Source organism: Helicobacter typhlonius (assembly GCF_001460635.1).
Classification (GTDB): domain Bacteria; phylum Campylobacterota; class Campylobacteria; order Campylobacterales; family Helicobacteraceae; genus Helicobacter_C; species Helicobacter_C typhlonius.
Map to the genome: position 1 here is coordinate 659,524 of NZ_LN907858.1, position 24,910 is coordinate 684,433.

At 34.3% G+C, this 24,910-nt stretch carries 28 protein-coding genes and 1 pseudogene; 3 read left to right on the forward strand and 26 right to left on the reverse strand.

The window, feature by feature from the left end; translation table 11 throughout:
- Positions 1–177: 177 nt before the first annotated feature.
- The 23 genes and pseudogenes from BN2458_RS10560 to BN2458_RS03410 all read right to left on the reverse strand — a co-directional run bounded on the left by BN2458_RS10560 (position 178) and on the right by BN2458_RS03410 (position 19,980).
- Positions 178–309, reverse strand: coding sequence for a hypothetical protein (locus tag BN2458_RS10560; RefSeq protein WP_268902971.1), 132 nt, complete (start codon positions 307–309; stop codon positions 178–180).
- Positions 302–904 (reverse strand): hypothetical protein, encoded by a 603-nt coding sequence (locus tag BN2458_RS03310; protein WP_138092124.1) that lies wholly within the window; start codon positions 902–904, stop codon positions 302–304. The genes BN2458_RS10560 and BN2458_RS03310 overlap by 8 nt, the downstream gene beginning before the upstream one ends.
- Complete coding sequence (locus tag BN2458_RS03315) at positions 897–1,184, reverse strand: hypothetical protein (RefSeq protein WP_034342386.1); 288 nt, start codon at positions 1,182–1,184, stop codon at positions 897–899. Before BN2458_RS03315 ends, BN2458_RS03310 begins: the two co-directional genes overlap by 8 nt.
- A 3-nt stretch (positions 1,185–1,187) precedes the next feature.
- Positions 1,188–1,472 (reverse strand): hypothetical protein, encoded by a 285-nt coding sequence (locus tag BN2458_RS03320; RefSeq protein ID WP_034342389.1) that lies wholly within the window; start codon positions 1,470–1,472, stop codon positions 1,188–1,190.
- Positions 1,465–2,384: pseudogene (locus BN2458_RS10725) on the reverse strand (bacteriophage T4 gp5 trimerisation domain-containing protein); the annotation flags it as partial. The gene BN2458_RS03320 and the pseudogene BN2458_RS10725, both read right to left, overlap by 8 nt.
- A gap of 44 nt (positions 2,385–2,428) precedes the next feature.
- Complete coding sequence (locus tag BN2458_RS03335) at positions 2,429–4,501, reverse strand: N-acetylmuramoyl-L-alanine amidase (RefSeq protein ID WP_058122038.1); 2,073 nt, start codon at positions 4,499–4,501, stop codon at positions 2,429–2,431.
- Entirely contained in the window at positions 4,491–4,871 is a 381-nt protein-coding gene (locus BN2458_RS10065; RefSeq protein ID WP_138117663.1) for a hypothetical protein, read from the reverse strand. The genes BN2458_RS03335 and BN2458_RS10065 overlap by 11 nt, the downstream gene beginning before the upstream one ends.
- Before the next feature lie 238 nt (positions 4,872–5,109).
- Positions 5,110–5,250 carry a hypothetical protein gene (locus BN2458_RS09880; RefSeq protein ID WP_156407278.1) on the reverse strand — a complete coding sequence of 47 codons (141 nt, stop codon included), beginning with the start codon at positions 5,248–5,250 and terminating at the stop codon, positions 5,110–5,112.
- Complete coding sequence (locus BN2458_RS03345; protein WP_034343315.1) at positions 5,247–5,840, reverse strand: hypothetical protein; 594 nt, start codon at positions 5,838–5,840, stop codon at positions 5,247–5,249. The genes BN2458_RS09880 and BN2458_RS03345 overlap by 4 nt, the downstream gene beginning before the upstream one ends.
- Positions 5,837–5,968 (reverse strand): hypothetical protein, encoded by a 132-nt coding sequence (locus BN2458_RS10565; protein ID WP_268902972.1) that lies wholly within the window; start codon positions 5,966–5,968, stop codon positions 5,837–5,839. The genes BN2458_RS03345 and BN2458_RS10565 overlap by 4 nt, the downstream gene beginning before the upstream one ends.
- Positions 5,958–6,476, reverse strand: a complete 519-nt coding sequence (locus BN2458_RS03350; protein ID WP_034343312.1) for a hypothetical protein — start codon at positions 6,474–6,476, stop codon at positions 5,958–5,960. Before BN2458_RS03350 ends, BN2458_RS10565 begins: the two co-directional genes overlap by 11 nt.
- Before the next feature lie 61 nt (positions 6,477–6,537).
- A complete protein-coding gene (locus BN2458_RS03355; RefSeq protein WP_231944842.1) occupies positions 6,538–6,828 on the reverse strand; it encodes a hypothetical protein in 291 nt (96 codons plus the stop codon).
- A 4-nt stretch (positions 6,829–6,832) separates the two neighbouring features.
- A complete protein-coding gene (locus BN2458_RS10070) occupies positions 6,833–7,306 on the reverse strand; it encodes a hypothetical protein (RefSeq protein ID WP_034343309.1) in 474 nt (157 codons plus the stop codon).
- A 3-nt stretch (positions 7,307–7,309) separates the two neighbouring features.
- Complete coding sequence (locus tag BN2458_RS10355) at positions 7,310–9,517, reverse strand: DUF6402 family protein (protein WP_052057416.1); 2,208 nt, start codon at positions 9,515–9,517, stop codon at positions 7,310–7,312.
- Between the two features lie 76 nt (positions 9,518–9,593).
- A complete protein-coding gene (locus tag BN2458_RS03370; protein WP_231944843.1) occupies positions 9,594–10,643 on the reverse strand; it encodes a bacteriophage T4 gp5 trimerisation domain-containing protein in 1,050 nt (349 codons plus the stop codon).
- Between the two features lie 264 nt (positions 10,644–10,907).
- Complete coding sequence (locus BN2458_RS10360; protein ID WP_064504555.1) at positions 10,908–11,789, reverse strand: hypothetical protein; 882 nt, start codon at positions 11,787–11,789, stop codon at positions 10,908–10,910.
- Between the two features lies 1 nt (position 11,790).
- Positions 11,791–13,290 (reverse strand): hypothetical protein, encoded by a 1,500-nt coding sequence (locus BN2458_RS10365; RefSeq protein ID WP_231944844.1) that lies wholly within the window; start codon positions 13,288–13,290, stop codon positions 11,791–11,793.
- Between the two features lie 19 nt (positions 13,291–13,309).
- Positions 13,310–14,095 carry a hypothetical protein gene (locus BN2458_RS03385; RefSeq protein ID WP_052082161.1) on the reverse strand — a complete coding sequence of 262 codons (786 nt, stop codon included), beginning with the start codon at positions 14,093–14,095 and terminating at the stop codon, positions 13,310–13,312.
- 16 nt (positions 14,096–14,111) lie between these two features.
- Positions 14,112–16,823: a hypothetical protein gene (locus BN2458_RS10140; RefSeq protein ID WP_058122039.1), complete on the reverse strand. Its 2,712-nt coding sequence runs from the start codon at positions 16,821–16,823 to the stop codon at positions 14,112–14,114.
- Entirely contained in the window at positions 16,823–17,542 is a 720-nt protein-coding gene (locus tag BN2458_RS03395) for a lysozyme inhibitor LprI family protein (protein WP_034343870.1), read from the reverse strand. The genes BN2458_RS10140 and BN2458_RS03395 overlap by 1 nt, the downstream gene beginning before the upstream one ends.
- A gap of 379 nt (positions 17,543–17,921) precedes the next feature.
- Positions 17,922–18,668 (reverse strand): amino acid ABC transporter ATP-binding protein, encoded by a 747-nt coding sequence (locus BN2458_RS03400; protein WP_034327086.1) that lies wholly within the window; start codon positions 18,666–18,668, stop codon positions 17,922–17,924.
- Entirely contained in the window at positions 18,665–19,321 is a 657-nt protein-coding gene (locus BN2458_RS03405) for an amino acid ABC transporter permease (protein WP_034327084.1), read from the reverse strand. Before BN2458_RS03405 ends, BN2458_RS03400 begins: the two co-directional genes overlap by 4 nt.
- The gene (locus tag BN2458_RS03410; protein WP_034327082.1) at positions 19,321–19,980 is read right to left on the reverse strand and encodes an amino acid ABC transporter permease; all 660 of its coding nucleotides are present in this window, start codon (positions 19,978–19,980) and stop codon (positions 19,321–19,323) included. Before BN2458_RS03410 ends, BN2458_RS03405 begins: the two co-directional genes overlap by 1 nt.
- Before the next feature lie 127 nt (positions 19,981–20,107).
- Here BN2458_RS03410 and BN2458_RS03415 point away from each other — a divergent pair, with 127 nt between their 5' ends.
- The 3 genes from BN2458_RS03415 to BN2458_RS03425 are packed head-to-tail and all read left to right on the forward strand — an operon-like array spanning position 20,108 to position 21,433.
- On the forward strand, positions 20,108–20,560 hold the full coding sequence (locus BN2458_RS03415; RefSeq protein ID WP_052082224.1) for a hypothetical protein: 453 nt from the start codon (positions 20,108–20,110) through the stop codon (positions 20,558–20,560).
- Positions 20,557–21,096 carry a hypothetical protein gene (locus BN2458_RS03420; protein ID WP_034327080.1) on the forward strand — a complete coding sequence of 180 codons (540 nt, stop codon included), beginning with the start codon at positions 20,557–20,559 and terminating at the stop codon, positions 21,094–21,096. The genes BN2458_RS03415 and BN2458_RS03420 overlap by 4 nt, the downstream gene beginning before the upstream one ends.
- Positions 21,080–21,433, forward strand: a complete 354-nt coding sequence (locus tag BN2458_RS03425) for a uracil-DNA glycosylase family protein (RefSeq protein WP_052082225.1) — start codon at positions 21,080–21,082, stop codon at positions 21,431–21,433. Before BN2458_RS03420 ends, BN2458_RS03425 begins: the two co-directional genes overlap by 17 nt.
- A 113-nt stretch (positions 21,434–21,546) precedes the next feature.
- Here the strand turns inward: BN2458_RS03425 and BN2458_RS03430 are convergent, their stop codons facing one another.
- The 3 genes from BN2458_RS03430 to oadA all read right to left on the reverse strand — a co-directional run bounded on the left by BN2458_RS03430 (position 21,547) and on the right by oadA (position 24,880).
- The gene (locus BN2458_RS03430) at positions 21,547–22,707 is read right to left on the reverse strand and encodes an aminotransferase class V-fold PLP-dependent enzyme (RefSeq protein ID WP_034343871.1); all 1,161 of its coding nucleotides are present in this window, start codon (positions 22,705–22,707) and stop codon (positions 21,547–21,549) included.
- A 138-nt stretch (positions 22,708–22,845) separates the two neighbouring features.
- On the reverse strand, positions 22,846–22,989 hold the full coding sequence (locus BN2458_RS09890; RefSeq protein WP_156407279.1) for a hypothetical protein: 144 nt from the start codon (positions 22,987–22,989) through the stop codon (positions 22,846–22,848).
- A 91-nt stretch (positions 22,990–23,080) separates the two neighbouring features.
- Positions 23,081–24,880: a sodium-extruding oxaloacetate decarboxylase subunit alpha gene (oadA, locus tag BN2458_RS03435; RefSeq protein ID WP_034343874.1), complete on the reverse strand. Its 1,800-nt coding sequence runs from the start codon at positions 24,878–24,880 to the stop codon at positions 23,081–23,083.
- Positions 24,881–24,910 lie beyond the last annotated feature (30 nt).

Here is a 24,910-nt window from a genome sequence, read left to right on the forward strand (position 1 = left end):
TTATCAAAATAATGAGCAAAAATATAAAGAAATTCAATTTATCAAAATATGCAAAAATAATATAAACAAGGAAACACGATACGCAGAATCTAAAAAGAATACTCCATAAAAAATTGATACAAAAAAAGATATTTTTTATCCTTTTTAGCTCCCAGAGAGTTTTATCTTTAGCTTCGCTCACACTTTGCTCCTTATTGCTCCACAAGCCACATCTCCCGCTATTCCTAAATCCCTCCTATCAATAGGGATTATTTCAAATTCATTACAATGGCATTCTAAACCCTTATAGATATTTTTATTTTCAACCATTGTTTCTTTGTTCCTCTCGCAGTTTGTCTATTTCTTTATAGTCTATGCTGTATTGGTCTTTAATGCTTGCACCTCCATAAAACGTTTTAAATTTATTATATGCTTTCTCATCGCATTTAAGTAAATAATCAACAATAAAAGGCTTAAGCAATGTTTGAATTTTATCAACATTTGTATTATAACTTTCAAGAAAAAAATATATAGGAAACAATGAGTGCTTCCTTATTGATTCTATTGAATAATCACCTATAAACATAAAATTAAAATAAAATGGCATTCTGTGAAAAATAATGAAATCCCCTAAAGGTAAAACAATATTTTTTCCTAAATATTTTTCTATGAATAAATTATTATTTTCAATATACATCGTTTTTAGATTTAGCGAATAATAAAAATCCCTTGCTATATAGCAAACAAAAAAAGTTAAAGCTAGAAATGTAAGCAAACCTTTTAGATTCTCAGGTGTAGTAAAATATGTAAGTAAAATATACAAAAAAACACAAAATAGAGAAAAATATGCTGTATGACTATAAAGAGCCAAAATACTCTTTTTTCTCTCTAATTTCCAAGTTATCTCATCTTGTGTATCACTCATCATCTTTCCCCTCTGCTTTTTTAAATAGATAAGCAATTACGCCATAATTCACACCTAGAGTGATTGTAGGAATATTTGGTAGATAAAAAGGGCGATTCTTAGGATAGAGCATATCATTCATAGCACCTGCAAAAGCAGCATTTGCAGGTAAATAAATATTTAAGAAATTACTTGTAGAGTTACCCAAATTATTCAGGATTTCTTGTTTTTGAGGTAAATTTTTATCAAATTCATATTGACAGACATTTAAAGAAGCATAGATGGTATTATTTTTATTCATTTCTTACCCTTTACATAGGATTCCATTTCTTGCATATAGGGAGAAAAATCTATTGTAAAATAATTCAAATTCCTCTTTATGTCCCAATAAGCAAAACCCAATGATACCGCACCTCACAAAGTAGCTCCAAAAAATATTTAAACATATTAAAAAGTTTTTCTTTCTTTCCAACTCCCAAATAATCTCATCATTGTTAGAATCTAACTTTTTAGATTCTGTATTCACTCTTAGATTCTCGCTTATCACATTCTTTCTTTGAGATTCTATCTTATCACTTTCTCTACTCACTCTTTACCTCCCCACCTTTAACGACTAATCCTTTAGAATCTATCACTACTTCTACTCCACCAGCTTTAATAATAACACAATCTCCCTTAGCAGTAATTGAAGTGTCTCCTACTTGGTGAAGGATTTGGTTGCCAGCTTGTATAGCACAATCACTTTGGGCATCTATACCCACAGAATCTGATTCCATATTGGTAACATCTTTTGCTTGAAAAGATAAAGTTTGAGATTCTACATATAAACCTTTTTGGGTATAAATATTACCTTGAGATTGTGAAGTTATATTAAGATTTCCTTCTATATGTTCCTGTTTATCTCCCTCCACCACCTCTCTCTTATTCCCCCCTACATTCCTACTCTCATCTTGTTTGATACTTGTATTGAGATTCCCCCCTATCTCCACCTCCTTATCCTCTCCTACATATTCACTACTCTTCTTTGCAATCCTTACTTTGTTATCTACTCCTACATTTAAAGTATGGCTTAATCCTACAATAGTATCTTTAGATAAAGCTACATTGGTATTATATTCTCCTCCAATACTTACAATCTTTGCTAAGTCTATGGTTTGAGTATGAATCTTTTTAATCCTTTCATTATAAGTTCCCTCTACTTGAGATTCTTTATTGTTATGTATGGTTTGAGTGAAGTTATGCTTAATGAGTTCTTCATAATCTCTTTGTGCTTGAAGATAGATGTGTTCTTGTTCTTTAAGATTGGAGAATATAAGCTCATTACTGCCTTGCTCTATTGGTTGTATGGTATATCTGTGTTGGTAGTGCCTCCACTATGTAATGCTCCACTATTTAATGTCCTAACACTTAAGGAAGTGATATGGTCATCTTTGGTTAAGGTAGCTAAACTTGGGTTAGTTTGGTTATACAGACTTCCTGATATATAAGGTTTATTGATCTCTCTAGGGATAGGTATATTATCTAAACTATGCAGTCTTTGAGTCATTAGCTCACCCTTTGCATTGGATTTTTTGTCATCGTCTGTGTGATATGGTGTAAAATAGCTAAATGCAAACTACTAACAAGAGTATTTCTATAATTTGCATCATTAAGCTTTGCCCTATCGCTATCATTACTTATAAATCCTAACGTTATTAGCACTGAAGGCATAGCAGCAAATTTCGCAAGATACATATTGCTTTTATGTGCGAAATTAGCATTATTTTTATCGTGTTTGATGTTTTCTAGTCTAGCGATGAAATCCTCCTCTTCTCTTGCATATTCTCTAGCATTATAAAAACATCGCATTCCACTAGCTAGTCCGCTTTCCTCACTATCGATATGTAGAGATAATAACAATATCCTGTCATTTTGGATATTATGCTTTATGGCATTTACTATTTTTACTCTTTGTTCTAAACTCTCGTTATTTTGCCCTAGTATGATAGGATATGCCCTGATTTGCTCCAATCTCTTTTTGAGTTTATCCACAACATCAAGGATAATATCCCGCCTTTTCATACTCCCTTGCTCATATCGTGGATGTAATGCCCCACTATCGCCTATATCTAAAATCACAATAGGCTGCATACAAGACATTTTTACATAAGGCGTGTGTATCTGACTATCACAATACCCAAAGAAAGCCACAATCTTATTATGCCACTCCTTTTTTATAGGATAGCTTTCTTTTAGTCCTGTGCCTAGCCTGTTTAATCCAGAGCTTTGGCGGTTTTGTATGCTTATATTAGCGATATACTCATCTATACTAAAATCCATGACATCAAATGTCATATAGGCAAACTGCGTGTATTGCTTATATCTCATATCGCTTGTATTTATCTGTGGTGTGAATGTGATAGCATTGCTTCCTTTTTGTGCGTGCAGTCTTATTACTTCATAATCAGCCTTTAGCTTACTTTGCACATCATTAAATCCTAGATATATCTTATTGGCTGTATATTCTTTAGCTTGTTTATGCTTTACTTGGATATTAGTTATCGTGGCATATTGTGTTTTGCTTAGCTCAAAGTTACTCTCACTCAAATTATCTCTATCTACTATAAAGCTTATTTTATCTATGCCTATTTCTTGTCCCACACTGATAGTATCTATTTGTAGAGAACCTTTAGAATCTGTCCTGCCTTTTGCTACTACTCTTTGGAATCTGTGGTTATAGATATAGATTGTGGTATTCTTTAGTAATGCTCCTTTGCTAGAATCATAGCATTCTTGTATTGCTAATCTCAAAGAGATTGCGTTAGCTATGGGTTGGATTAGGATTTCCTTTTTAGATTCTTCTTTTTGTGTATCTTGAGATTGCAAAGATTTATAAAATTCTGTGTCTCTGTCTAAATAGTTAGGGAAGCTTAACATTAAGAGGATTGTTTTGAAGTAGCTACTATAAATATTGCTAGATTCTTTACAAAGCATTTCAGATTCTACTTCTGTGAGGTCTCGTAATTCTACATAGTGATTTCTTATAAGATAGTCATTGATGCGATTGATTTTGTTTTGGTATTGAATCTCTCTTTGCTTTATGCGTTCATTTTCTGCTTTGTCTTTTTGGGTTTGCTTGTCCTCCTCTGCAAAGATTATATCATTGACAACCCCTGCTATTAATGCCCCAGCTACTGCCCCAATGATAGTTCCAACAATGGGGGCAGCAGACCCAGCCGCTGCACCAGCTGCCGCCCCTGTGGCAATGCGAGTGAGGAGGGATATGCCTGTTTTAACAGCGAGTTGAGCTACTTTGGTCTCCATAGCATAGCCAACACCTATTCCAACACCAACCTCTGTCAATGCTCTTTCGTTAGATTTTCCCTCTATTTTTGCTTGTAGAAAACTCAATATGCCAAAATTCATTTTAATTTTAAGTTTAGCAACTTCTGTTGTGGTGGAGTTAATATTCATATTATTTAAATATTTTTCTGCTCCATATATAGCAAATCCTTCAGTAATTGCCACCCCATAAGTCGCCACATCTCCAGCTATTCCTAATTCCCTCCTATGAATCGGAATCTTTTCAAACTCATTACAATGACATTCCAAACCTTTGTAAATATTTTTATTTTCCATTTTCTTTTTCCTTTCGCATTTTGTCTATTTCATCAAAATATAGAATTTCATTTTTAATAAAAATATCATTGAAAATTTGTGAATATTTCTCTTCACTTAAGCTTAGTAGATATTGTGTGATATGCGGCTTAAAAAGCACATTTAATTTATCAATTAACTCGTGTATATTCTGTGTATTATCAGTATAACATAAATTTGATTCATCAATTACAAATTCCTTATTCTCTAAAAAGGTGGTGAAACACAAATTGTTTGTTAATTTTGGGCTTGTAGGGTTGCTAAATCTCATAGAATGTGCGTAAAAACTTCCTAATTGAAGTATTATTTTTTTACCAATATATTTTTCAATAACAAAATAACTATCAGTCATATATAGCCTTTTAAAATTGAATAATTTTAAAATTCCTGATAGAAAAATATAGAATATAACTAACCAAAACAAAACAAGAAATAGACCACGAAATCCACTAAGTGGTGGTGCTATCCAAAACACTGCATAAGTTACAATAGAACACACTGAAATGCTTATGATAATAAAATAGATGCGATACATTTTGCTCTTTGCTGAAAAATTTCTTTGTAGCTCATAAATAACTTTATCAGCAGATTTACTCATAGCTCTCTCCTATTGCCACCCCATAAGTCGCCACATCTCCAGCTATTCCTAATTCCCTCCTATGAATCGGAATCTTTTCAAACTCATTACAATGACATTCTAAACCTTTATAGATATTTTTCTTTTCACTCATTGTCTTACCTCCCGCAAAGTATCAATTTCGTCAAAATCAATATAATCACTTGGCAATCCTTCTTTGAAAAAAGAATTATTTTTGAAGCAATTATAATCATTTTGATTCATTTGTATTAAGCTATTTTTAATGTATGGTTTTATGGTTTCGTATATCTCTTGTATGTTGGTATTGCTAAAATCAATAAAAAAGTATTTTGGCAAAATAGCTTTGGTTGCTAGTTTTCGTATCGTGATAATGGTATCAAAGCTAATTTTAAGAATCTCATCTTCTTCGCATATGTAAAAACTTCCTAATGGCAAAATTATATCAGACCCTATATATTTTTTAAGAATAAAATTATTATGGGTAATTTGAATGGCTTTGAGATTAAGAGACAGGACAACACCAAATAAGTAATAAAGTATTATTAAAGCAATAAATACAAATATCAAGAAATGTAATTTATCAAAATATACAAAAACAATATAGATAAGAAAACACGATACACAGAATCTAAAAAGAATACTCCATAAAAAGTTTATACAAAAAAAGAGATTTTTTGTTCTTTTTAACTCCCAAATAATTTCATCGTTAGTTTCCATACTCATACTTTACTCCCAATCGCCCCATAAGTCGCCACATTCCCAGCCATTCCTAGCTCTCGCCTATGAATTGGAATCTTTTCAAATTCACTGCAATGGCATTCTAAACCTTTATAGATGTGTTTATTTTCCATTTTCTTTTTCCTTACGTAATCTCTCTATTTTATCAAAATCTATTCTAGAATCCATTTTACCATCAATATTAAGAGATATTTTGCATTCTATATACTCTTTCTCTTGTAGCCCTATCAAATAAGTCTCAATCTTTGGCAATAAATATGAATAAAGTTCCTCTAAATTACCACTTCCAAAAGCTAAAATAAATGATATTTTCTTATGATTTTTAGAGTCAATCCTATTAAAAGTTAGCACACTACTCATACCAAGTATGATAGCTCCCCACATCGATGAGTAAGTACTGATATATGAGACTTCTAAAGGTGCTATTATGGTTTTCCCTATGTATTTTTCAAAAACAATATCTTTTTTTGTGAGATAAAGTGCCTTTTGATTTAATAGCTTAATAAGTCTATATGACGGATAGAGACAGGCAGTAGCAGCCAAAAGAAGTAATAGGGTCATAAAAAAACTTGTATCGTTTTTACTTAAATAGAGGCTAGAACTCCTTATTTTTAATAGCATAAATACTATAACAAACAAGTGTTATACTAGAAATAAAAGTAAATAATGCTAATGACAACATTCACAATTCCACCTTAAAATATGTTTGTGTAGCCTTATCTTCAGGCACTTTTAACACATAGAATCCTTTATGAATTTTATCATTTGTTTTATCCTTAGAGAAGACTCTAAAGTTTAAGCCTTTGTTAAATCTCTTTTTATAGTTTTGGTAGTCTTGGTTGATGATGTAGTATAAATTATATTTTTTACTATATTCAATGGTTCTATTCATATCTTGCTCCATTCTTTGTGTGTCCATACTAGCAAGTTTGGTAGTGATAAAATGTGGCAAGTCTTTGTATGCTTTATACATAAGATTATCTCGCTAATATTCCATTATTCATAATACTTTCTTTAAGCATTGCTCCAAGTATTACAAATGGAGAGCAAGCCATTATATCCACTAGCAATAATCCAATCAACAATGAAGTCATAACAAATATAATAATATTTTGTGTCAATCCAAAATGAATACCTAATGCGTTATTGCATAAATGAAATTTTAATAGCATTCCATAGATTTGTATTCCCCCACCACTTATAAATGTCAGCAAAATCAAAAAAAATGCCCTTATGCCTTCTTTGGTATATATAATGATTGCGTAATACAAACACACAGCTACTATTCCGAATATACAGCCAAATAAAAAACTTTTACAAGCAAAGATTCTATAAAAAAAAGCTATTTGATTGATGTATTTTACTACAAAGAATGCCATAAAGAAATAAAATATCCAGCCCATTAGTAAGATGAAATAATTTTGATAGATATGAAAATAAATAAAACTCATAATCTACCTAACTTCAAAGATAATTTTTAAATCTTCGTTTTTTATTATTTCTATTACCTTAGCATTCTTACTAAAGATTCTATAATCTAGTCCAAATTTAAAATGAGTTTGATAGTCTTGGTAGTTTTGATTGATGATGTAATATTTGTTTTGTTGTGCTGATTGTTTGATGATAGCTTCTGTAACATAGTGCATTGATTGCTCATATCTAGGAATATCATTTAAAGTTTGTGGAGCACTTAAAAAAACAGAAGCAATCGGCACTGCTGGTTTGCCATAACTCAACAAATGCTCCATTGAACGATACTGATTGAAAGCCACTTCATTATAGTCCCACATACCCACAGGCTGATAAGGTTCATCACTAAAATCAAAGCTATCATAGATATAGCAAAGTAATTCATCAATAAAGCATTCTAAATAATTAACTTGTTGCTTATTTCTTTTAATAGTAATTTTATAAGGCAGATAAAAGATACTAAATTTCCCTGTAATTGCATAAAGGGCTATGGTGCTTTTAGAATAGGGAAAATTATTAGTAAGATTTGCAAATTGCTCTTCTGAAGTAATTTTCATAAAATAAATCATTAACTCATACAAACTAGCATTCCTCATATCCACTCCCATATACTTAGCAAAAGTTTCATTTTGAATAGGATAGCTTTGTAGATGTAGTCTAGCAAATTCGTGTGGTTTGCAGTCTGTGAGGAGCTTAAGGCGTTGATTATTATATATAAATTCTTTTTTACTATCTTTTATAATATTTGTATCTATTGGAATAAGAGCAGTGCAATCACGAGCTTCAAGTTTATTTTGATGCAGATTTTCTCTCTCTTGCATCTTATCCAAGATAAGAGCAACGAGAAACTCTTTTTCTGCTAGGTTATCATTATGAAATACATTGGCTATTTCTTGTTTTTGTATGGTGTTTTGGAGAAAATATTTTATTTCGTTTTTAAAGTTTTCTGTAATAATATGCGCAGCATTCTCTTGAATATAAGTTGTGCTATTTTGTCTCTTGCCTAGAATCTTAGATTCTAAATCCTTTATCATAGGAAACTTAAGATAAAGATTATCCCAATCTAGTTCAGCATAATATTCTATTGAATCTCCAATATGTTGTTTGTAGGTAAGCTTTTTTAGGTTTATCTCATCAAAATTACTTAAAATCCCATACAAACTACTATCATCAATGATTATATCTTTGCTGCTTGCATAACGCAAACCTTTATTTGCGGCATACTTATCTTTTGTTTTAAAATTGTTTGGTATTTGGGGATTATCGTGCCATAGCCTTTGTAAAAGGTAACTTGTTCCCCAGCCCAAAACCTTAGCTTGGGCATTTAAGGCTTGCATTTCTTGAGAAAACTTTTGCTCTCCTTGAGTAAGAGTAGTATTTTTATTTGCTCTTAGCACTTCTGCGTGTGTGCCATCAATGACGATTTGAGGATAATCATTTACTTTTATAATTTGGCATACTTTCCAATGAGGATTGTGTTTGTAAGCAAAAATCGCGACACTTTCATTTAGCCACTTCTGCGGTATGTTAAGACTTATACTATCAGTTTTTGGAAGTTGCAGTGTATCGTTTAAAGGTTTATCAAGTTTTTGAGTTGTAGGTATATCTGTTGGCATATAAGAATCCAAATCACTAAATAAAATGTAATCTACATCTGTTGCTTTGCCTTGTTTGTCATAATCATTCATAGTTTGTTTTTTATATCCCCATTTTATTTCGTTGGGTTTTATTTTGTTTGTATCATATTCCGCTTTAAACATTATCTTATCATTTGGTTTATAAAAGTTTTTTGTAATGGTAAGTCCAATGTCTTTTAATAGAAACTTATTATCTATAATGACTTTTTGCACAGCAAAGTCTGATATTTTAGACTCAAATGTAGCGCGACATAAACGCCCATACTCATAACTTCTACATATTCTCCTATAATTATCTTTTGGTTTTATCTGATAGTCTGGATGATTTATTCTAATTTCAAAACTTTGTGTATTTTCTCGTAGTTTTTCTGTTTTGTCAAATACGATTTCTCCATTTATATTTGTTTTTTCATTAAGTGCAACATCATATTTTTCTGTATTTTTTATGCCAATAAGTCTTATTTCCGCATCTTTAATGGGATTGTTTTTAGAATCTATAATTTGTATTCTTAATGTATCTTTGCTATACTCTTGAGTGTTTTCTTTATTTAACATTTGTTATTTCCCGCCAATTCCTCATCAAGCAATATTAAAGGCCTATTTTAAGATTTTTTAAACCTTTCTTCACTCCTCACTCCGCCTTTACCTCCCCACCTTTAACGACTAATCCTTTAGAATCTATGACTACTTCTACTCCACCAGCTTTAAAAATGATTGTATCGCTTGTGGCATAAATAACAGTTTCATTAATCTTTAGATTAATGGCATTACCAGCATTAATAGCGTAATCACTCGTTGCTTCTGATAAAATATTATCAGCTATAAAAGTAGCATTTTCATCTGTTTCAAGTCCCATAGAGGCATTAGATGTAAGTAAGAGATTCCCTTTAGTCCTAAGTGTAGTTTCATTAGTGGATTCTATGTTAATGGAATCTTGAACTTGTAAATGATATTCCCCCTCCACCACCTCTCTCTTATTCCCCCCTACATTCCTACTCTCATCTTGTTTGATACTTGTATTGAGATTTGCTTGTATCTCCACCTCCTTATCCTCTCCTACATATTCACTACTATCCTTTGCTACTCTTAGTTTATTGCTTGCTCCTATGTTAAGAGTATGGCTTAATCCTACAATGGTATCTTTAGATAAAGCTACATTGGTATTATATTCTCCTCCAATACTTACAATCTTTGCTAAATCTATGGTTTGAGTATGAATCTTTTTAATCCTTTCATTATAAGTTCCCTCTACTTGAGATTCTTTATTGTTTTGTATGGTTTGGAGAAAGTTATGCTTAATGAGTTCTTCATAATCTTTTTGTGCTTGAAGATAGATGTGTTCTTGTTCTTTGAGATTAGAGAGCGTGATTTCATTGAATCCAGATTCTATGAGATTGTGATGAGAGTTTGTATTCTCTGCTTGCAATGCACTGCTATTATTAAGAGTTCTTGCACTTAAACTTGTTTGATGAGCATTTAAAGGGAGGGGAGGTAAGGCAGGATTACTTTGGTTATAAAGACTACCGCTGATATAAGGCTTATCTATATCCTCATCAAAGAAACTCACAATCACTTCATCTCCCACTCTTGGAGTATGATAAAAACCTGAACTTGCACTTGCAATAGGAGAGCTTACTCTAAGATAAGGAGAGTAATGATAGGGGAGAGGAGAAATGCTCATTGAGAATCTACCTTGACTATGAGTTTGCCTGAGGGGATTAATAATAACATAGTTGTTTGTTCCTTAAATGTTTTTTACAGCCCATTTGCTCTTTCCAAAATCTTTTGTATTTTTGGCTGATTATAATCTGTGCCAAAGTCAAAAATTTTACTTATAAGATGACAAATTTCTAATTTTTGTTATGATAACCTAATCAAGATTGTATTCCTTTAGTAACACATTAATTTCATCATCAAACCATTCATTGAAATTTGATTGTATTGCTCATTGGTTTTCACACCTATAATCTACTTGACTTTCATGGATTACACCATAGATTGCCTTGCTTGTGTCTTTTGCTTCTGGTGGGATATAAGCTACTTTTAGCCATTTAGGATTGGTAGAATCTTGTCCTAAATTTAGTATTAAACCTTTATTCTCTTTGTATTCACAAGGCTCTAGTATATCAGTTTTTTGAATCTGTGTTAGAATCTTGCCATTTGGAGATTGGCGTAGATTAATGTAGGAGTCTTTGGAGATAGGAAATAAAAGTAACTGTTCTTGAAAATAACTATATGCCATTCCTTTAGATAAAAACCACCTTTTTGAATTGCTTAAAAGCTTGAGAGATTGGGGTTTGATTTTTGCATATACACCATTATCAAAACTTGTATCACCTTCATTCACAGCATAATAGTCTTGTAGCGTTATCATAGCACGAATCGCGATGCCTCCTAAAATATCCTTATCATTTATGCTAATATTATCTCCAAAGATTTGTTTTGCTTCAATAAAATCATCATCTTTCATATCAGCTATTAAGCGGATACCTGTATAATATTCATAATCCTCATCACCATAATATGGTAGAGGACTAGATGCCTGTATATCTGGATAAAAGGTCAAACTTTGAAACAAGTTTCCTTCATTTTCTTGATGCAAATACATTTGTATAACACCACTTAGTGTTATTTCTCCATTATAGTTTATTCTTACTATCCCTCTTTTATCTCTGTCATCAATATTTTTTTGGGTTAAGGCTGAATGATATGCAGTGTTTTGATGTCTCAAGCTATTAATAACCGCTATCTCATCGTTAGCATAAATATAATTACACAGAAGCAAAATCAAGATATATCTGATTATAAAATAAGATATTGTTTTCACTTTATTTCTCCCACTTGGTGATTTTATTCTTAGGATAGATTTTAATGTTTTCTTCTTTGATTTTTACTATAAAATTTCTAATAGTACTCTGTGATTCGCCTTTGGCATAATTTCGGTATGCTTCTATATCGTGTTCAATCAAAAGTTTTATAACTTGCATAGTCTTTAGCAATGTTTCTTGATACAGCCCATTGTTATTTTTGTGTCCTTTAGGCTCAACTTCATTTTCAAGTTCTCCTGGTAATAAACATCCCTCGCTCCAAATTCCATTATCGCCATTGTGTATTAATATACCGCTTCTGCTACCCATATCAGTTCCATTAATGGCTTTAAGTTCGGGCATTATGTGAGAATGCGTATCCCAATCGTGTTGCTTTTTAAAATTATCCGTTTTGTCGTGTAAAAGTTCTTTTCTGTTGTTGTCATATGTTTGATTTTTGCCTTTATTAATGCTATGTGGATTTATTGAAAAATCTCTAACATCATTTTTTAAACAAATACCATTTAATTTTAATAAGTCGATAAACTCTAAATCTATTGCACTTCTTGCATAAACTTGCTTTGTTGAATACTTCCAAAATACCTTATACTCTCCAGCAGGTATCCTTGTATCACTTCCTTCAATTTTTTGTTGTTGCTCTGGAGCTAGATTATGTCCTTTACGATTAGGGTGCGGATTAGTTACCGCTGGTTCCACAATTCCCCCATTTAATAGTTCTACATTATTTTTTAATAGCTTAAATTCACTAATGGTAGCCCATTTGTTAGTATTGTTATCTCCCCTATACTCCCACTTCCTCACTACTTCTAATACCATTTCTCCTTTCCCCACCTCCACCTTTACACCTTGATATTCCTTTTCCTCTGTAAGTTCAAGTATTGTTTTTATTTCTTCTCCAAATTCTTGTGCAGAAACTTTCTTTGTAAAAGTATAATTCCCACCCTTTTTGTCGGCAGAGCTTAGAGATACTACCGCTACATTACCTTTAGTGTGAATTTCACTTGTGCTAAAATCATTACTTAGATTCTGTGTTGCTATAATGAGCTTGGTTGTTCTTTTAAAAAAGTTTGAGTCCTCATCTTGTATGAGGTCAAAGCTGAAATTTACACGATAAGTATCATCTGTGTTTTTTTGGATAGAAGTATTCTCATATATTATTCTATTTTCACAATTATGTAGATAGAGGGTATAATCCTCTGCTATATCAAGATTCTTTCCATTTTTATCTAAAAGTGTAAGGTTATTGATTGTTAGAGCAAAGTTACCATTGTGGGAAGTGGGTAGTTCTTTATTATCTTGCAATTTTAGCTGAATATCTAGCATTTGTGAGGGTGAATCTTTTAAGATTCTATACTCATTCTCTTTAGCAAAGTTATAGAGTTCTATTGCCTGCTCTCTTTTGTCTTTGAGGGATACTTTTAGCACTCCATCATTTTTAGAGATAGTATATAAGATATTATTATGTGAGGCTTTAGCTTTCATCGGTTGATTTGTCCTCATTATTTATTTGCTTATTGCTTTATCTATTTATCTGTCCTATCCACCTAATAACATTACCTTGAGAATCTATTTCTACTTCTAAGTCTTTGTATTTATTATAGAATCTAGGGGATAGGATTTCGTTGAAGTATTTTGTGCCTTTTTGTGTGCGGGTTACCCAAATATTATATTGACTCCAATGCTTTGGAGTATCCCAAGAAGTAGGGCTATACATTGTGCTATAACCACAAGGTATTTTCATTTTTTCTTTTTTATTATAATATCTGGGACAATCTTGCACACTATATTCTTTACCATTATAGATTAAAATGTCCTCATCATCAAACTTTTGAAAAGCATATTTATAAAAATAATTATCCCTAAAATACTTCCAAGCTTCATATTTATTTGCTTTATATTCTGACAAATAGACATCTTTGTATTCTTTTTCTTTAATTTCCTCCTCTGCCACAAAATCTACATATCCAGCAAGAAACAATTCCCCCAAAATACTGATATACTCACTCTCAAAGCTTGGGATAGGCTCATTAAAACAAACTCCATTTTTGCCATATCCTTTGCTATCCTTACTAAGTGGAAACCAAAGAATTTCATCACATTCTCTTAATCTATTTTCGGAGCATATCATACACATCAGCACATATTCCAATAACTCTAAAATATTTGTCTTTTTTGCCTGTGGATAGAGTTTTAAAAAAACATTAATTAAATTTTCCCAACCCTCCTCATAACTTACCTTAAATTCGTAACTATCTTTTTCCATAAAGACTTGATAGCCCAAACCATAAATTAACTTTACTTTCATTGTGATGCCTTGAATTTCAATAATGAATTCTCCAAATAGTTTTTTCTCCTTTTGAATTAAATTTAATATCTATAGTTTCATCACCACTCTTGCCTTGTGAACCACTTTTGGATTTTTGTCTAAAATTAATCTCTGTTTTATCTTTTAATTGTGTCCTATCAATACGCTCTCCATACTTTTTATCGTTTCTAGGCTCTATTTTTTTAGCATATTTTGTTAATCTTTTCCAAATTTGTTTTAAATGCTCAAAATCTCTAGCTTTCCACACTAATCTATAGCCTTGTTTTGGCAACTCCCTCACTATTCTCATTACATCTTTTTGGTTTTTTGCATATTCTGGGGTTTTGGGTGGATTTTTCTTATGCAGTCTTTTAGAGCCTTTAGGTCTATTAAATCTCGGCATAAATCGTGGTAAGGCTATATTATCTATATCGGTTTTTACTTCATTGCCCATTAAAGCTTGATAATGGGATATGGAATCGGACGCATCTGCTATGCTATCACTAGGATAGCCCAAAAACTCTTCAAGCTCTTGCCTTGTCTTATCTTCTTCCTCAATTTCCCTTTCTATTTCCTCTGCACTTTTGCCAAACTCTATCTCTATATACTCCCCACTATTATCCTCTGTTTCTATTCTAATAACATTATCAGGTATATCATCTTGATTGCCTTGCTCTTCTCTTTCCTCTCCCTCCCCAAACGCCACTTCATAAGCTAAACTATCATCATTACTTGCTAAATATTGATTTCTTGTATGTATTGCTTGAGATTCAAACTCTTGGGCTGATACCCTTTTGCCAAAAGTATAGCTTCCACCTTGTTTATCTGCTGAACTTAGAGAGATGATAGCGACATTACCTTTAGAGTGTATCTCGCCTGTGCTAAAGTCATTAGCAAGATTTTGTGTAGCTACAATAAGCTTGGTTGTTCTTTTAAAGAGATTTGATGTTTGCTCTAGGATAAGGTCAAAGTGAAAGGTTGTGCTATAAGTATCACTATTTGGGTTTTTAGTAATAGTGGTGCTTGTATAAACTTGTCTGTTTTCACAATTATGCAAATAGAGTGTAAAGTCTTGCTTAGTTGTTATATCAAGATTTTTGCCTTTAGAATCTAAAAGTGTGAGGTTATTGATTGTTAGGCTAAAGTTACCATTGTGGGAAGTGGGTAGTTCTTTATTATCTTGCAATTTTAGCTGAATATCTAGCATTTGTGAGGGTGAATCTTTTAAGATTCTATACTCATTCTCTTTAGCAAAGTTATAGAGTTCTATTGCCTGCTCTCTTTTGTCTTTGAGGGATACTTTTAGCACTCCATCATTTTTAGAGATGTAATATATAATACCATTATGTATAACTTCATAAAGATTTGAATCTTTAGTCGTTAGAGTTAATTCAGAATCTGTTTTTAATGCTGTGATTTTTGGATTCTCTGTGCTTTCTTCTTGATTTTCATCATATTGGAGGTAATGGATTTCACATTTATCTAAGAGAAGTTTAGAACAATCTAACTTTGCATTTTTACCAACCACTAGTGTAAGAAATGTATTTTCTGGTTGAATGATTTGGATAGGCAAAGGAGTAGCTTTAGGATAAAGGATTAAAATTTGTGTGGGATTTTCTTGTTGTGTTTGAGAATCTGGATTATTGGATTGACTAGAAGCATCATTGGTTTGATTGGTATTGTTGTGAGAGAATCTTTGATTGAGAATTTTATTAAGAATAGCGACATTGTCAAGTTTATGAGCTCCTAATACTCCATAAAAGCTTTGAATACAATAGATATTTTCTAGGTTAAAGGTTTTTTGAGTGAGGGTGTTTAGATAGTCTAAATGAGGCTTAAGGGTGGTAATGATGTCGTTTATGGGCTTCTTGGTGAGTTGTGAAATTGGTTTAAGCTTTTGAAATGTTTTTAAATCGGTAATATAATCTTGGTAGGGTATAAAATTTAAATCATTCTCATACCAAAGTGCTAAACTATATAGCGTATCTTGTTTGTAGCTCGTCCTATTTGTTTTAATTTTGTGTATTCTATATTCAATCATTTCCTTTTTGATATTTAAGTAAGAAAATATATCAAACATAAGATTTATTTTATTAATGTTTGGATTAGATAAATAGATGTCGGCTTCATCACAAGCCCTAATAAGAAATGGAATAAAGCTTCTTGGATTTGTTTTGTATCGTATTAAAAACCACGATAGGAATCTCGAATTTTTGATAATAGAATTTCGAACACTATCTTTGATGTTGTTAAATCTGCCATGATAATGTAAAGAAACCAAAGAAGCTTTTTCTTGGCTACATTTTAATAAGCTATCATTAATATACTTTGATACATACTGCTTGTATGAATCAAAGGTTCTTTCTAAAACTTCTTGAGCCTGTTCCTGTGTAAGCGAAAAATTAAATACTTGATTTTGCAAATAACCTTTTACTGCTTTCGGGTCTGTAAAACCTGTCTCATTAGCTCTATATTTCTCTATGATTCCATAAAAAGTTAATTCCTTGTTTCCTATTTTTAGTTTTTTAGAATCATCTGGTAAATACCCTTTTAAAAGCAACTTTGGATTATTTCCTGTCTTTAAATCAAGTCCATAACCAATGGTTACATTGCCCGCAAGGTGTATGGTATTCTCTTGTTTATAATTCGGATTTTCAAAGGCAATAAGAAGTTTTGCGCATTCTTTCTTGTAATCATTTTCATTTAACTCTTTAATATCATACAACATTATTGCACCTCCTTTTTATACACATCTCCCCACTGAAATATTGTTTGATTCCCACACATTGTGCTACAAAAAGAATCAGGTGAATCAAAGGCTTTCTCATCTCTTGTAAATACGATGCCTTGCGGATTTTTCTTGATATAAATTTTACAATTTACAAAATCCTCGTCATCATAATAAGCTATGGCTTCTTGTTGTGATTTTATCTGCAACTTCAAACTTATATCACATTGGTGCATATCATTAAACTCGCTTTTATGTAACAAAGCAAAATATGAGGCTTCACAAGTATTATTTTTACATTTTTGTATCTCAAAGCTCCCCATATAAAGATTTTTTTGTAACTCATAAGTCCCAAGCCACGCATTGCTTATATACATTGTGTAGGTTTGTAGCTCTTTGATTCTACTTTGCAAAAGCTCTTTTAGGCATTCTTTAGATTCGCACCTCTCTCGTGTTTTAAGCCAAGATTTTTGAGAATCTAAGAATGCTTTTTTGCCATTCTTATCAAGCTTTGCCTTTGTCTCTTGATAACTTTTAAAGATTTGTCTATCCAAATTCTGTAATTCCCCACTAGAATCCTCACATATCATCTTTTCTACTTTTGTAGTAGCCTTAGCACAATCAAAGCTAGGTTTTGCTATTTCGCTTGATTGGGCATTAACTAAACTTATCAATACTGCGATAAAAAAGAGAATTTTAAATATATTTTTATATAGCATAATGGATTCCTTTCATTTCCCAATCACTCCGCCTTTACCTCCCCACCTTTAACGACTAATCCTTTAGAATCTATCACTACTTCTACTCCACCAGCTTTAATAATAACACAATCTCCCTTAGCAGTAATAGAAGTGTCTCCTACTTGGTGGATTTATGGTGCTATCAGTATTGACTAGTCTTTGCCTTTAGATTCTAGTTTTTCTATCGCTTTTATGTCCGCCATGAACGCCACCACTTATTGATAGCTACATAGCACGCTAACAAGATGAGTAGTGCAAAGTGTAGGATTATTGTACAAATCTCTTTAGCTTATCCATTGTGCTTCCTTTCTTTTTAGATGTAAAAGTATGCTTCACAACCTTTTGCAAACAAAACATTTTAGAGTTCAAAAACATTGAGGAATTTCTGTGCCCTTTGGCTTTTGGGTGCAGTGAAAAATTCTTGTGGGGTGGATTCTTCTATGAGTTTGCCCTCATCAAAAAAGCAGATTCTATCTGCGACTTTTTGAGCAAAGCGCATTTCGTGCGTTACAATAAGCATTGTCATACCCTCTCTTGCGAGTTCTAAAATCACTTCTAGCACTTCTTTTACCATTTCGGGATCAAGCGAGGCGGTTACTTCATCAAAAAGCATAATCTCCGGATTCATACACAACGCGCGCACGATTGCCACCCTTTGTTTTTGCCCCCCGCTTAACTCTTTGGGGGAAGATTCTATTTTATGTTCTAGCCCCACGCGTTTAAGCAATGTATGCGCTTGGGCGAGCACCTCTTTTTTATCGCGTTTTTGGACTTTAATAGGAGCGAGTAAAATATTATCAATCACGCTCATATGTGGAAACAAATCATAGCTTTGAAACACCATACCTATGCGCTGCCGTATCTTGCTCCACTGCGCATTGGGGTGATTGATAATCTCACCATTAAAGACAATTTCGCCGCCTTGCGTGGATTCTAATCCATTAATACAGCGTAAAAATGTGCTTTTGCCACAGCCACTCGCACCCAAAATTACCACAACTTCACCTTTTTGCACCTGCATAGAGACATCATCAAGCACAAAATGTGTCCCGTCATAGGTTTTTTTGAGATGAGAAATGCGAAGGAGTGCAGAATCTGTTTTCATTGGTATGTTTTCTCCAATCTTTTACTAAGGTATGAAAGCGGATAGCAGAGGATAAAATAAGTGCAGAAAATCCCGCCATACACCCAAAAACTTGCATTTGGATTTGATTTATTAAGCTCTATGATTTGCTGTCCTACTTTGAGTAAATCCACCGCGCCAAGTAAGGCTACAAGCGAGGTTGTCTTAATCATACGCGTGGAAAGTGATATGAGAGAGGGTAGCAGTCTTTGCAGGGCTTGAGGTAGGATAATGTAGAGCATAATTTGCCACTGCTTTAAGCCAAGAGCCCTACCACTTTCGCTTTGATGTTTAGGCAAAGAAGTGATAGCCCCACGCACCAAGTCGCCCACTTCAGCCACACCCCAGAGGCTAAAGACGATGATTGCGCTCGTTACCGCGTTTAAATTAATATCAAAAAGTTGTGAAATACCAAAAAAGACGATGAAAAGCCACGCAAGGATAGGGATAATCCGCACACATTCAAGATAGAATCTACACACCCCGCGCACAAAGATGTTTTTTGCACTCATCACAAAGCCCAAGAGTAGCCCACCCAAAGTAGCAAGGACAATAGAGACAAGCGCGATTTGTAGCGTGAGGAGCACACCTTGAGCTAATCGTGCGAAGTTTGAGCCAACAAAAAATATTTCCATTATATCACCCGCCTCTTGTAGTATCGCTCAAGGAGTGAAAACATCACAGAGAGCGGGAGAAGCACGACAAGGTAGCTTAGGATTAGCATTACAAGAGCTTCGTTTGTCTTGTAATATTGCGTGATGATATCCTTTGCTACAAACATAATATCTGCAAGGGCAATCACGCTCACCACCGAAGTTTCTTTGAGGAGAAAAATCACATTTGCACACACAGAGGGCAGAGCGACACTAAGGGATTGAGGGAGTATCACATAAAACATCATTTGATGAGATTTTAGTCCTAAACTCTGTGCGCTTTCAATCTGTGAGTGCGCGATAGATTCTAATCCACTGCGGAAGCTCTCGCACATATATCCACCACCCAAAAATGCTAAACCTGCGATAGCACACACATATTCATTGAGATTTGCACCTACTACACTATGAAGTCCATAGTAGAGAAAAAAGAGCTGAATAAGCAAGGGAGTGTTGCGCGCTAACTCCACGTAAGCACCCACAATCACGCGTAGAAAGCGCACCTTGAAAAAGAGAATCCACGCACTTATAAAGCCAATGATAAGAGAGAGTGCTATGCCAAAAAATGATATATAAAGCGTCAAAGACAGGGCTTTAGCAAAGAGTGGCACACAATCTCGCATAAACGCAATATCAAGCATATTTTCCCTTTATGTTTTTAGGCATTATATAGAGAATTGTTAAATTCACAGACAAATGAGATGTAAAGCATAAACGCGTTATGATTAGATTGTATTGCAATGAAGAGTGAGAAGAGCAGAGGTATTTATGGAATATAGCTATAAAGCAATAGATGAACACGGAATGGAGTTTAGCGATCCGGGAGGAACATTGGGTTGGGTAAAATATGATAGGAAAACGCAAGCATTCCAAGATGATGTGCAAGTAAAGGACTTGGTTGTAAATGCGAACCTAGCAAAGAAATTCAATGATTGCTTGCAATATTGCGATTTTTCGCAAAATTTAGCTTTGCAAGAGCAATATAAAGATAAAAATGTAGTATTTGTTATGCAAAATGAAATCATTGGCACACACGCAAAGGAGAGAGCGTATTTTTATTCTGCACCTAATGAAAGGTGTAAAATCAATAATTTATTTTTAATTCCAAAAGATAGATTCAATCTCTTGCAAAATAGAGGCGAATTTAGCTTTGTTGCCTATAAGCGCAAAAATGGCGAGATATTGAAGTTATGGATAAAAAGCGATAGGGTTAAGCGATGAGAAGAGGCATAGTATTTGTATGTATTGCTTTATTTTGGATAAGCTCTCTTGGAATCTTATTTGCTGCTGCAATAGATTCAAGCAAAGGATTTTTGTATTGGTTCTTAAAAGATTTTCTCTTTCAATTCTTATCACTTGTTGGTTTTTTAGGAGTGTTCAGTTTATTTTTAGCACGATTTTATAGAAATATCCATATTGAATATTTTATGTTTTGCTTTTTTGGACTTTCTTGTTGGTTCTTTCTTGGCATTACTTCCCAAATGCTGGGCTTTGATAAAGCACACCCCAAAGCTGAAGTTAGAACATTTGATTGGCTGGTTTTTCATTATTGTATCAATGCTATTTTTTGTTCTCTGTCAGTTTTAGGCATTTATGCTCTTTTTGCCAAATATAAAAAAATCGCTACTCTATGTTTTGCAAGTGCAATGTTGCATTTTTGTTTAATGTTTTTTTTGATGTATGGATTTATAAATTGGGGAGAGCCTATGGAGGAATATAAAGCAGGGAAAATATCAAAGAATGAAAAATACAAATGAAAATGCACAATACAAAAAAGTGCCTAAACCTCAAATACAAAAAATACACCTCACTCACCCATTTGCTCCTGTGTTTGATACCTATTCGCGTGTATTGATTTTGGGCTCATTTCCCTCTGTAATCTCACGCGATGAGCAATTTTATTATGCGTATTCGCGCAATCGTTTTTGGCGTATTCTTAGCGCACTTTTTGCCCCTGAAATTGACATAAGCATACAAATCTTTTTACTTCCTTCATCAAGTCCAGCAAATGCGCGTTATAGTTATAAAAAGCTTGTGGAATCGTGGCAGATTCTGCGAGAGTATGCACTTTTAGAGAATCTAGCCAAAACATAAAATCTAAAAATAAAGTCTTACACCCAGCATTGAAGTGAGATATATCATTTTTAAGCATCTGCACTTTTGCTAGAAGCACGAGATTTTGCTTGAGATTTATACTTTTGAAAACCCTAAGATTCTTTAGCGATATGATAGATAGCTTCCACAATGCGCTTCATCTGCTCTAAGTCATTGAATGCACCCACACTCAAGCGCACACTCCCGCCATTTGCAAAGCTCCCTATACTCTTATGTGTGAGCGGCGAGCAGTGCAGTCCCACACGCGTTAAAATACCAAAATCCCTATCAAGCTTCAATCCCACACTTGAGGGATATTTCCCCTCGATATTAAAGGCAAGATTCCCAATAACTTCTCCCTCGACCTCATACACTTTGACATTATGAATCTGTTTTAGCTCCTCATAGAGATAGTTTCGCAATGTCATTTGATAGGTATGCAAAGATTCTAATCCGCGCTCTTTAATCCAATCTAGTCCAACTCTAAGCCCGGCAATCGCGCACATATTTGGCGTGCCACTTTCATATTTATCGGGCAATATGTGTGGTTGGCTTATCTCCTCACTAAGTGAGCCACTGCCCCCTTGCATAAAACTATCGAGGTTATTTTCATCAAAGAAAGGATTTAGGCTCATAAAGCCAAGCGCACTAGGCGCATACAAGCCCTTGTGGCAGGATGCGCAAATAATATCCGCATCATCTGCGCTTAGGGGTAAATGCCCCACCGCTTGAGAAGCATCAAGGATAAAAATCACATTATGTGCCTTGCAGAGATGATAAATGTGTTTAATGGGTAAGACTGCCCCGCTAACATTATTCGCATACACACATATCAAAGCCTTAGCACCCTCGAGTTTAGATTCTAATTCCTGCATATCAAGCACACAGGTGGGAGAGGCTTTTACCAAATCAAAACACACATTATGTTTGCGTCTTAGAGCTTCAAGCGGGCGCACCACGCTATTATGCTCTAGGTTTGTGCTAAGCACTCTATCACCACTTTTTAGTAACCCATAAAGCGCACTATTAAGCATAGTCGTGGCATTCGCACCAAATATAATGCGCTCCTCCTGCGGCTGCCCTATGAATTCTGCTAATCCTGCACGCGCCTCATAAAGAATGCGCCCAGATTCTATGGATAACCTATGTGCGCTCCTTGCAGGACTTGCGCCCACTTCGCATAAAAATTGACTCACCGCATTTACCACGCATTCGGGTTTAGGAAAAGAGGTCGCGGCATTATCAACATAAATCATTGTTTCACTCACATTCATTCAAACACTCTTATTTTTTTATTAAGGTTTTAGCCACAGCCTTTGGGTAAAATAGAATCTTGTAAGCAAAGGGCTAACTTAGCCTTGAGTTAGAAGCTAAGTTTCATTTAAGATAAAACCTTATCTGCAAAAAAGATTCTAAAATGTATAAAACAGAATCTTATCATATATAAAAATTATATTTTTCTTTGTTGCTTCAAGGGGGAGGGGATAAAAATATGCAAGTGTGAGCTTATGAACCTGCCACTGCGTGAGAATCGCTCCACTTATTTTTGCTATCATTTATAGATACCACTCACCCCAACGCTTAAAACTGCTATGGCTACACTCGATTCTATTAGCTTTCAAGGATTTGCTTTGACTAGATTAGAATCTAACCAAGGAGCATAATCGCCACATCACTCCCCACTTGCATACCCTGCGTGGCATAAATTTCCTTTACTACACCATCAATAGGAGAAAGCACCTCATTCTCCATTTTCATAGCTTCTACAATGGCTAGAGTATCGCCTTGTTTAACTTTATCGCCTACTTTCACTTTAAGTTTTGTAAGTGTGCCGGGCATTGGAGACTTTGCGTGTCCTGGAGCGGTTGCTTGGGGGAGACTACCACTATTTTGTTTTTTTACTGCCTTCGTTTCTCCCGTGGAGCTTGTGCTTTCAACAAACACTTCTTTTAACTCACCATCAACGCGTATAAAGAATGGTCGCACCTCATCTGTTTTTTCGCCGCTACCCTCAATTTTAATCGCATAATGCTCTCCATTGACGACAATTTCAAATTCTTTAGGTAATTTATCATCGCATCTTTCTTCATAAGATTCTAATGGTTCGGGATTAAGCTTGTTCGCGTTGCGCTCTTTTAAAAAGGTTTCGGCGATAGCACCAAATATTGCGTAAGAAATCACATCTTGGGGGCTTTTTGCAAACCCCACACTTTCTTTTTTTGCTTTCTTTAATTCAGGTTCTAGTAAATCCGCTGGGCGCACACTTATCATCTCTTCGCCATCATTTAGCACTTTTTTCACTAGATTTTCGTTGAGTGGCGCAGGTGTGCGTCCATACAGCCCCCGCACGACATTGCGTGTCTCGGTGGTAATCGTCTTGTAGCGCTCACCCATAAGCACATTGAGCACTGCCTGTGTGCCGACAATCTGGCTAGAGGGTGTAACCAAGGGCACATAACCAAAATCTGCGCGAACCTTTGGAATCTCATTCATCACTTCGTCCATTCTATCAAGCGCGTTTTGCTCTTTGAGCTGATTTGCCATATTTGAAATCATACCGCCGGGAATCTGGCTGATAAGCACACGTGTATCAGTTTGATTGTATTGAGATTCAAACTTCTTGTATTTGCGGCGATTCTTGCGTAAAATCTCCGCTGCGGCTTCCATTTGCGCAATATCAAGCTTTGTATCCCATTTTGTGCCTTTAAGTGTGGCGACCATTGATTGTGTGCAAGGGTGGCTTGTGCCTTCACTTAAAGCTGAATTTGCTAAATCTAACACATCAACTCCAGCCTCTACTGCTTTCAAATGTGCTCCAAATGCAAATCCAGCGGTAGAATGCGTATGTAGGCTAAGGCTCACACCGACTTCGGCTTTCAATGCCTTGACAAGTTCATAAGCAGCAAAAGGTGTGAGTAGTCCCGCCATATCTTTAATAGCGATAGAATCACAACCCATTTTAACAAGCTCTTTTGCATAGCTTACAAAGTTTTGTATCGTATGCACCGGCGAAGTTGTATAACAAATCGCGCCCTGTGCGTGCTTGCCATATTTTTTTACGCTTTCAATGGAGGCTTTGAGATTTCTTGAATCATTAAAGGCGTCAAAGATTCTAAAAATATCCATACCTGCTTCACTTGAAAGCCTTACAAATTCCTCAACCACATCATCAGCATAATGCCGATAGCCGATAAGATTCTGCCCTCGTAAAAGCATTTGCAGTGGCGTTTTAACGCATACTTTTTTAAATTCATTTAATCGTTCAAAAGGGTCTTCTTTGCAGTAGCGCAGACAAGTATCATAGGTCGCCCCGCCCCATACTTCTAGGCTATAAAATCCAATAGAATCAAAAATCTTTGCCGCCTCAACGAGGTCTTCTGTGTGCATACGCGTAGCCAAAAGCGATTGATGTCCGTCTCGCAAACTATTTTCTGTGATTTTTATCATAAGCCAACCTTATTTTAGAATCTAAAATCA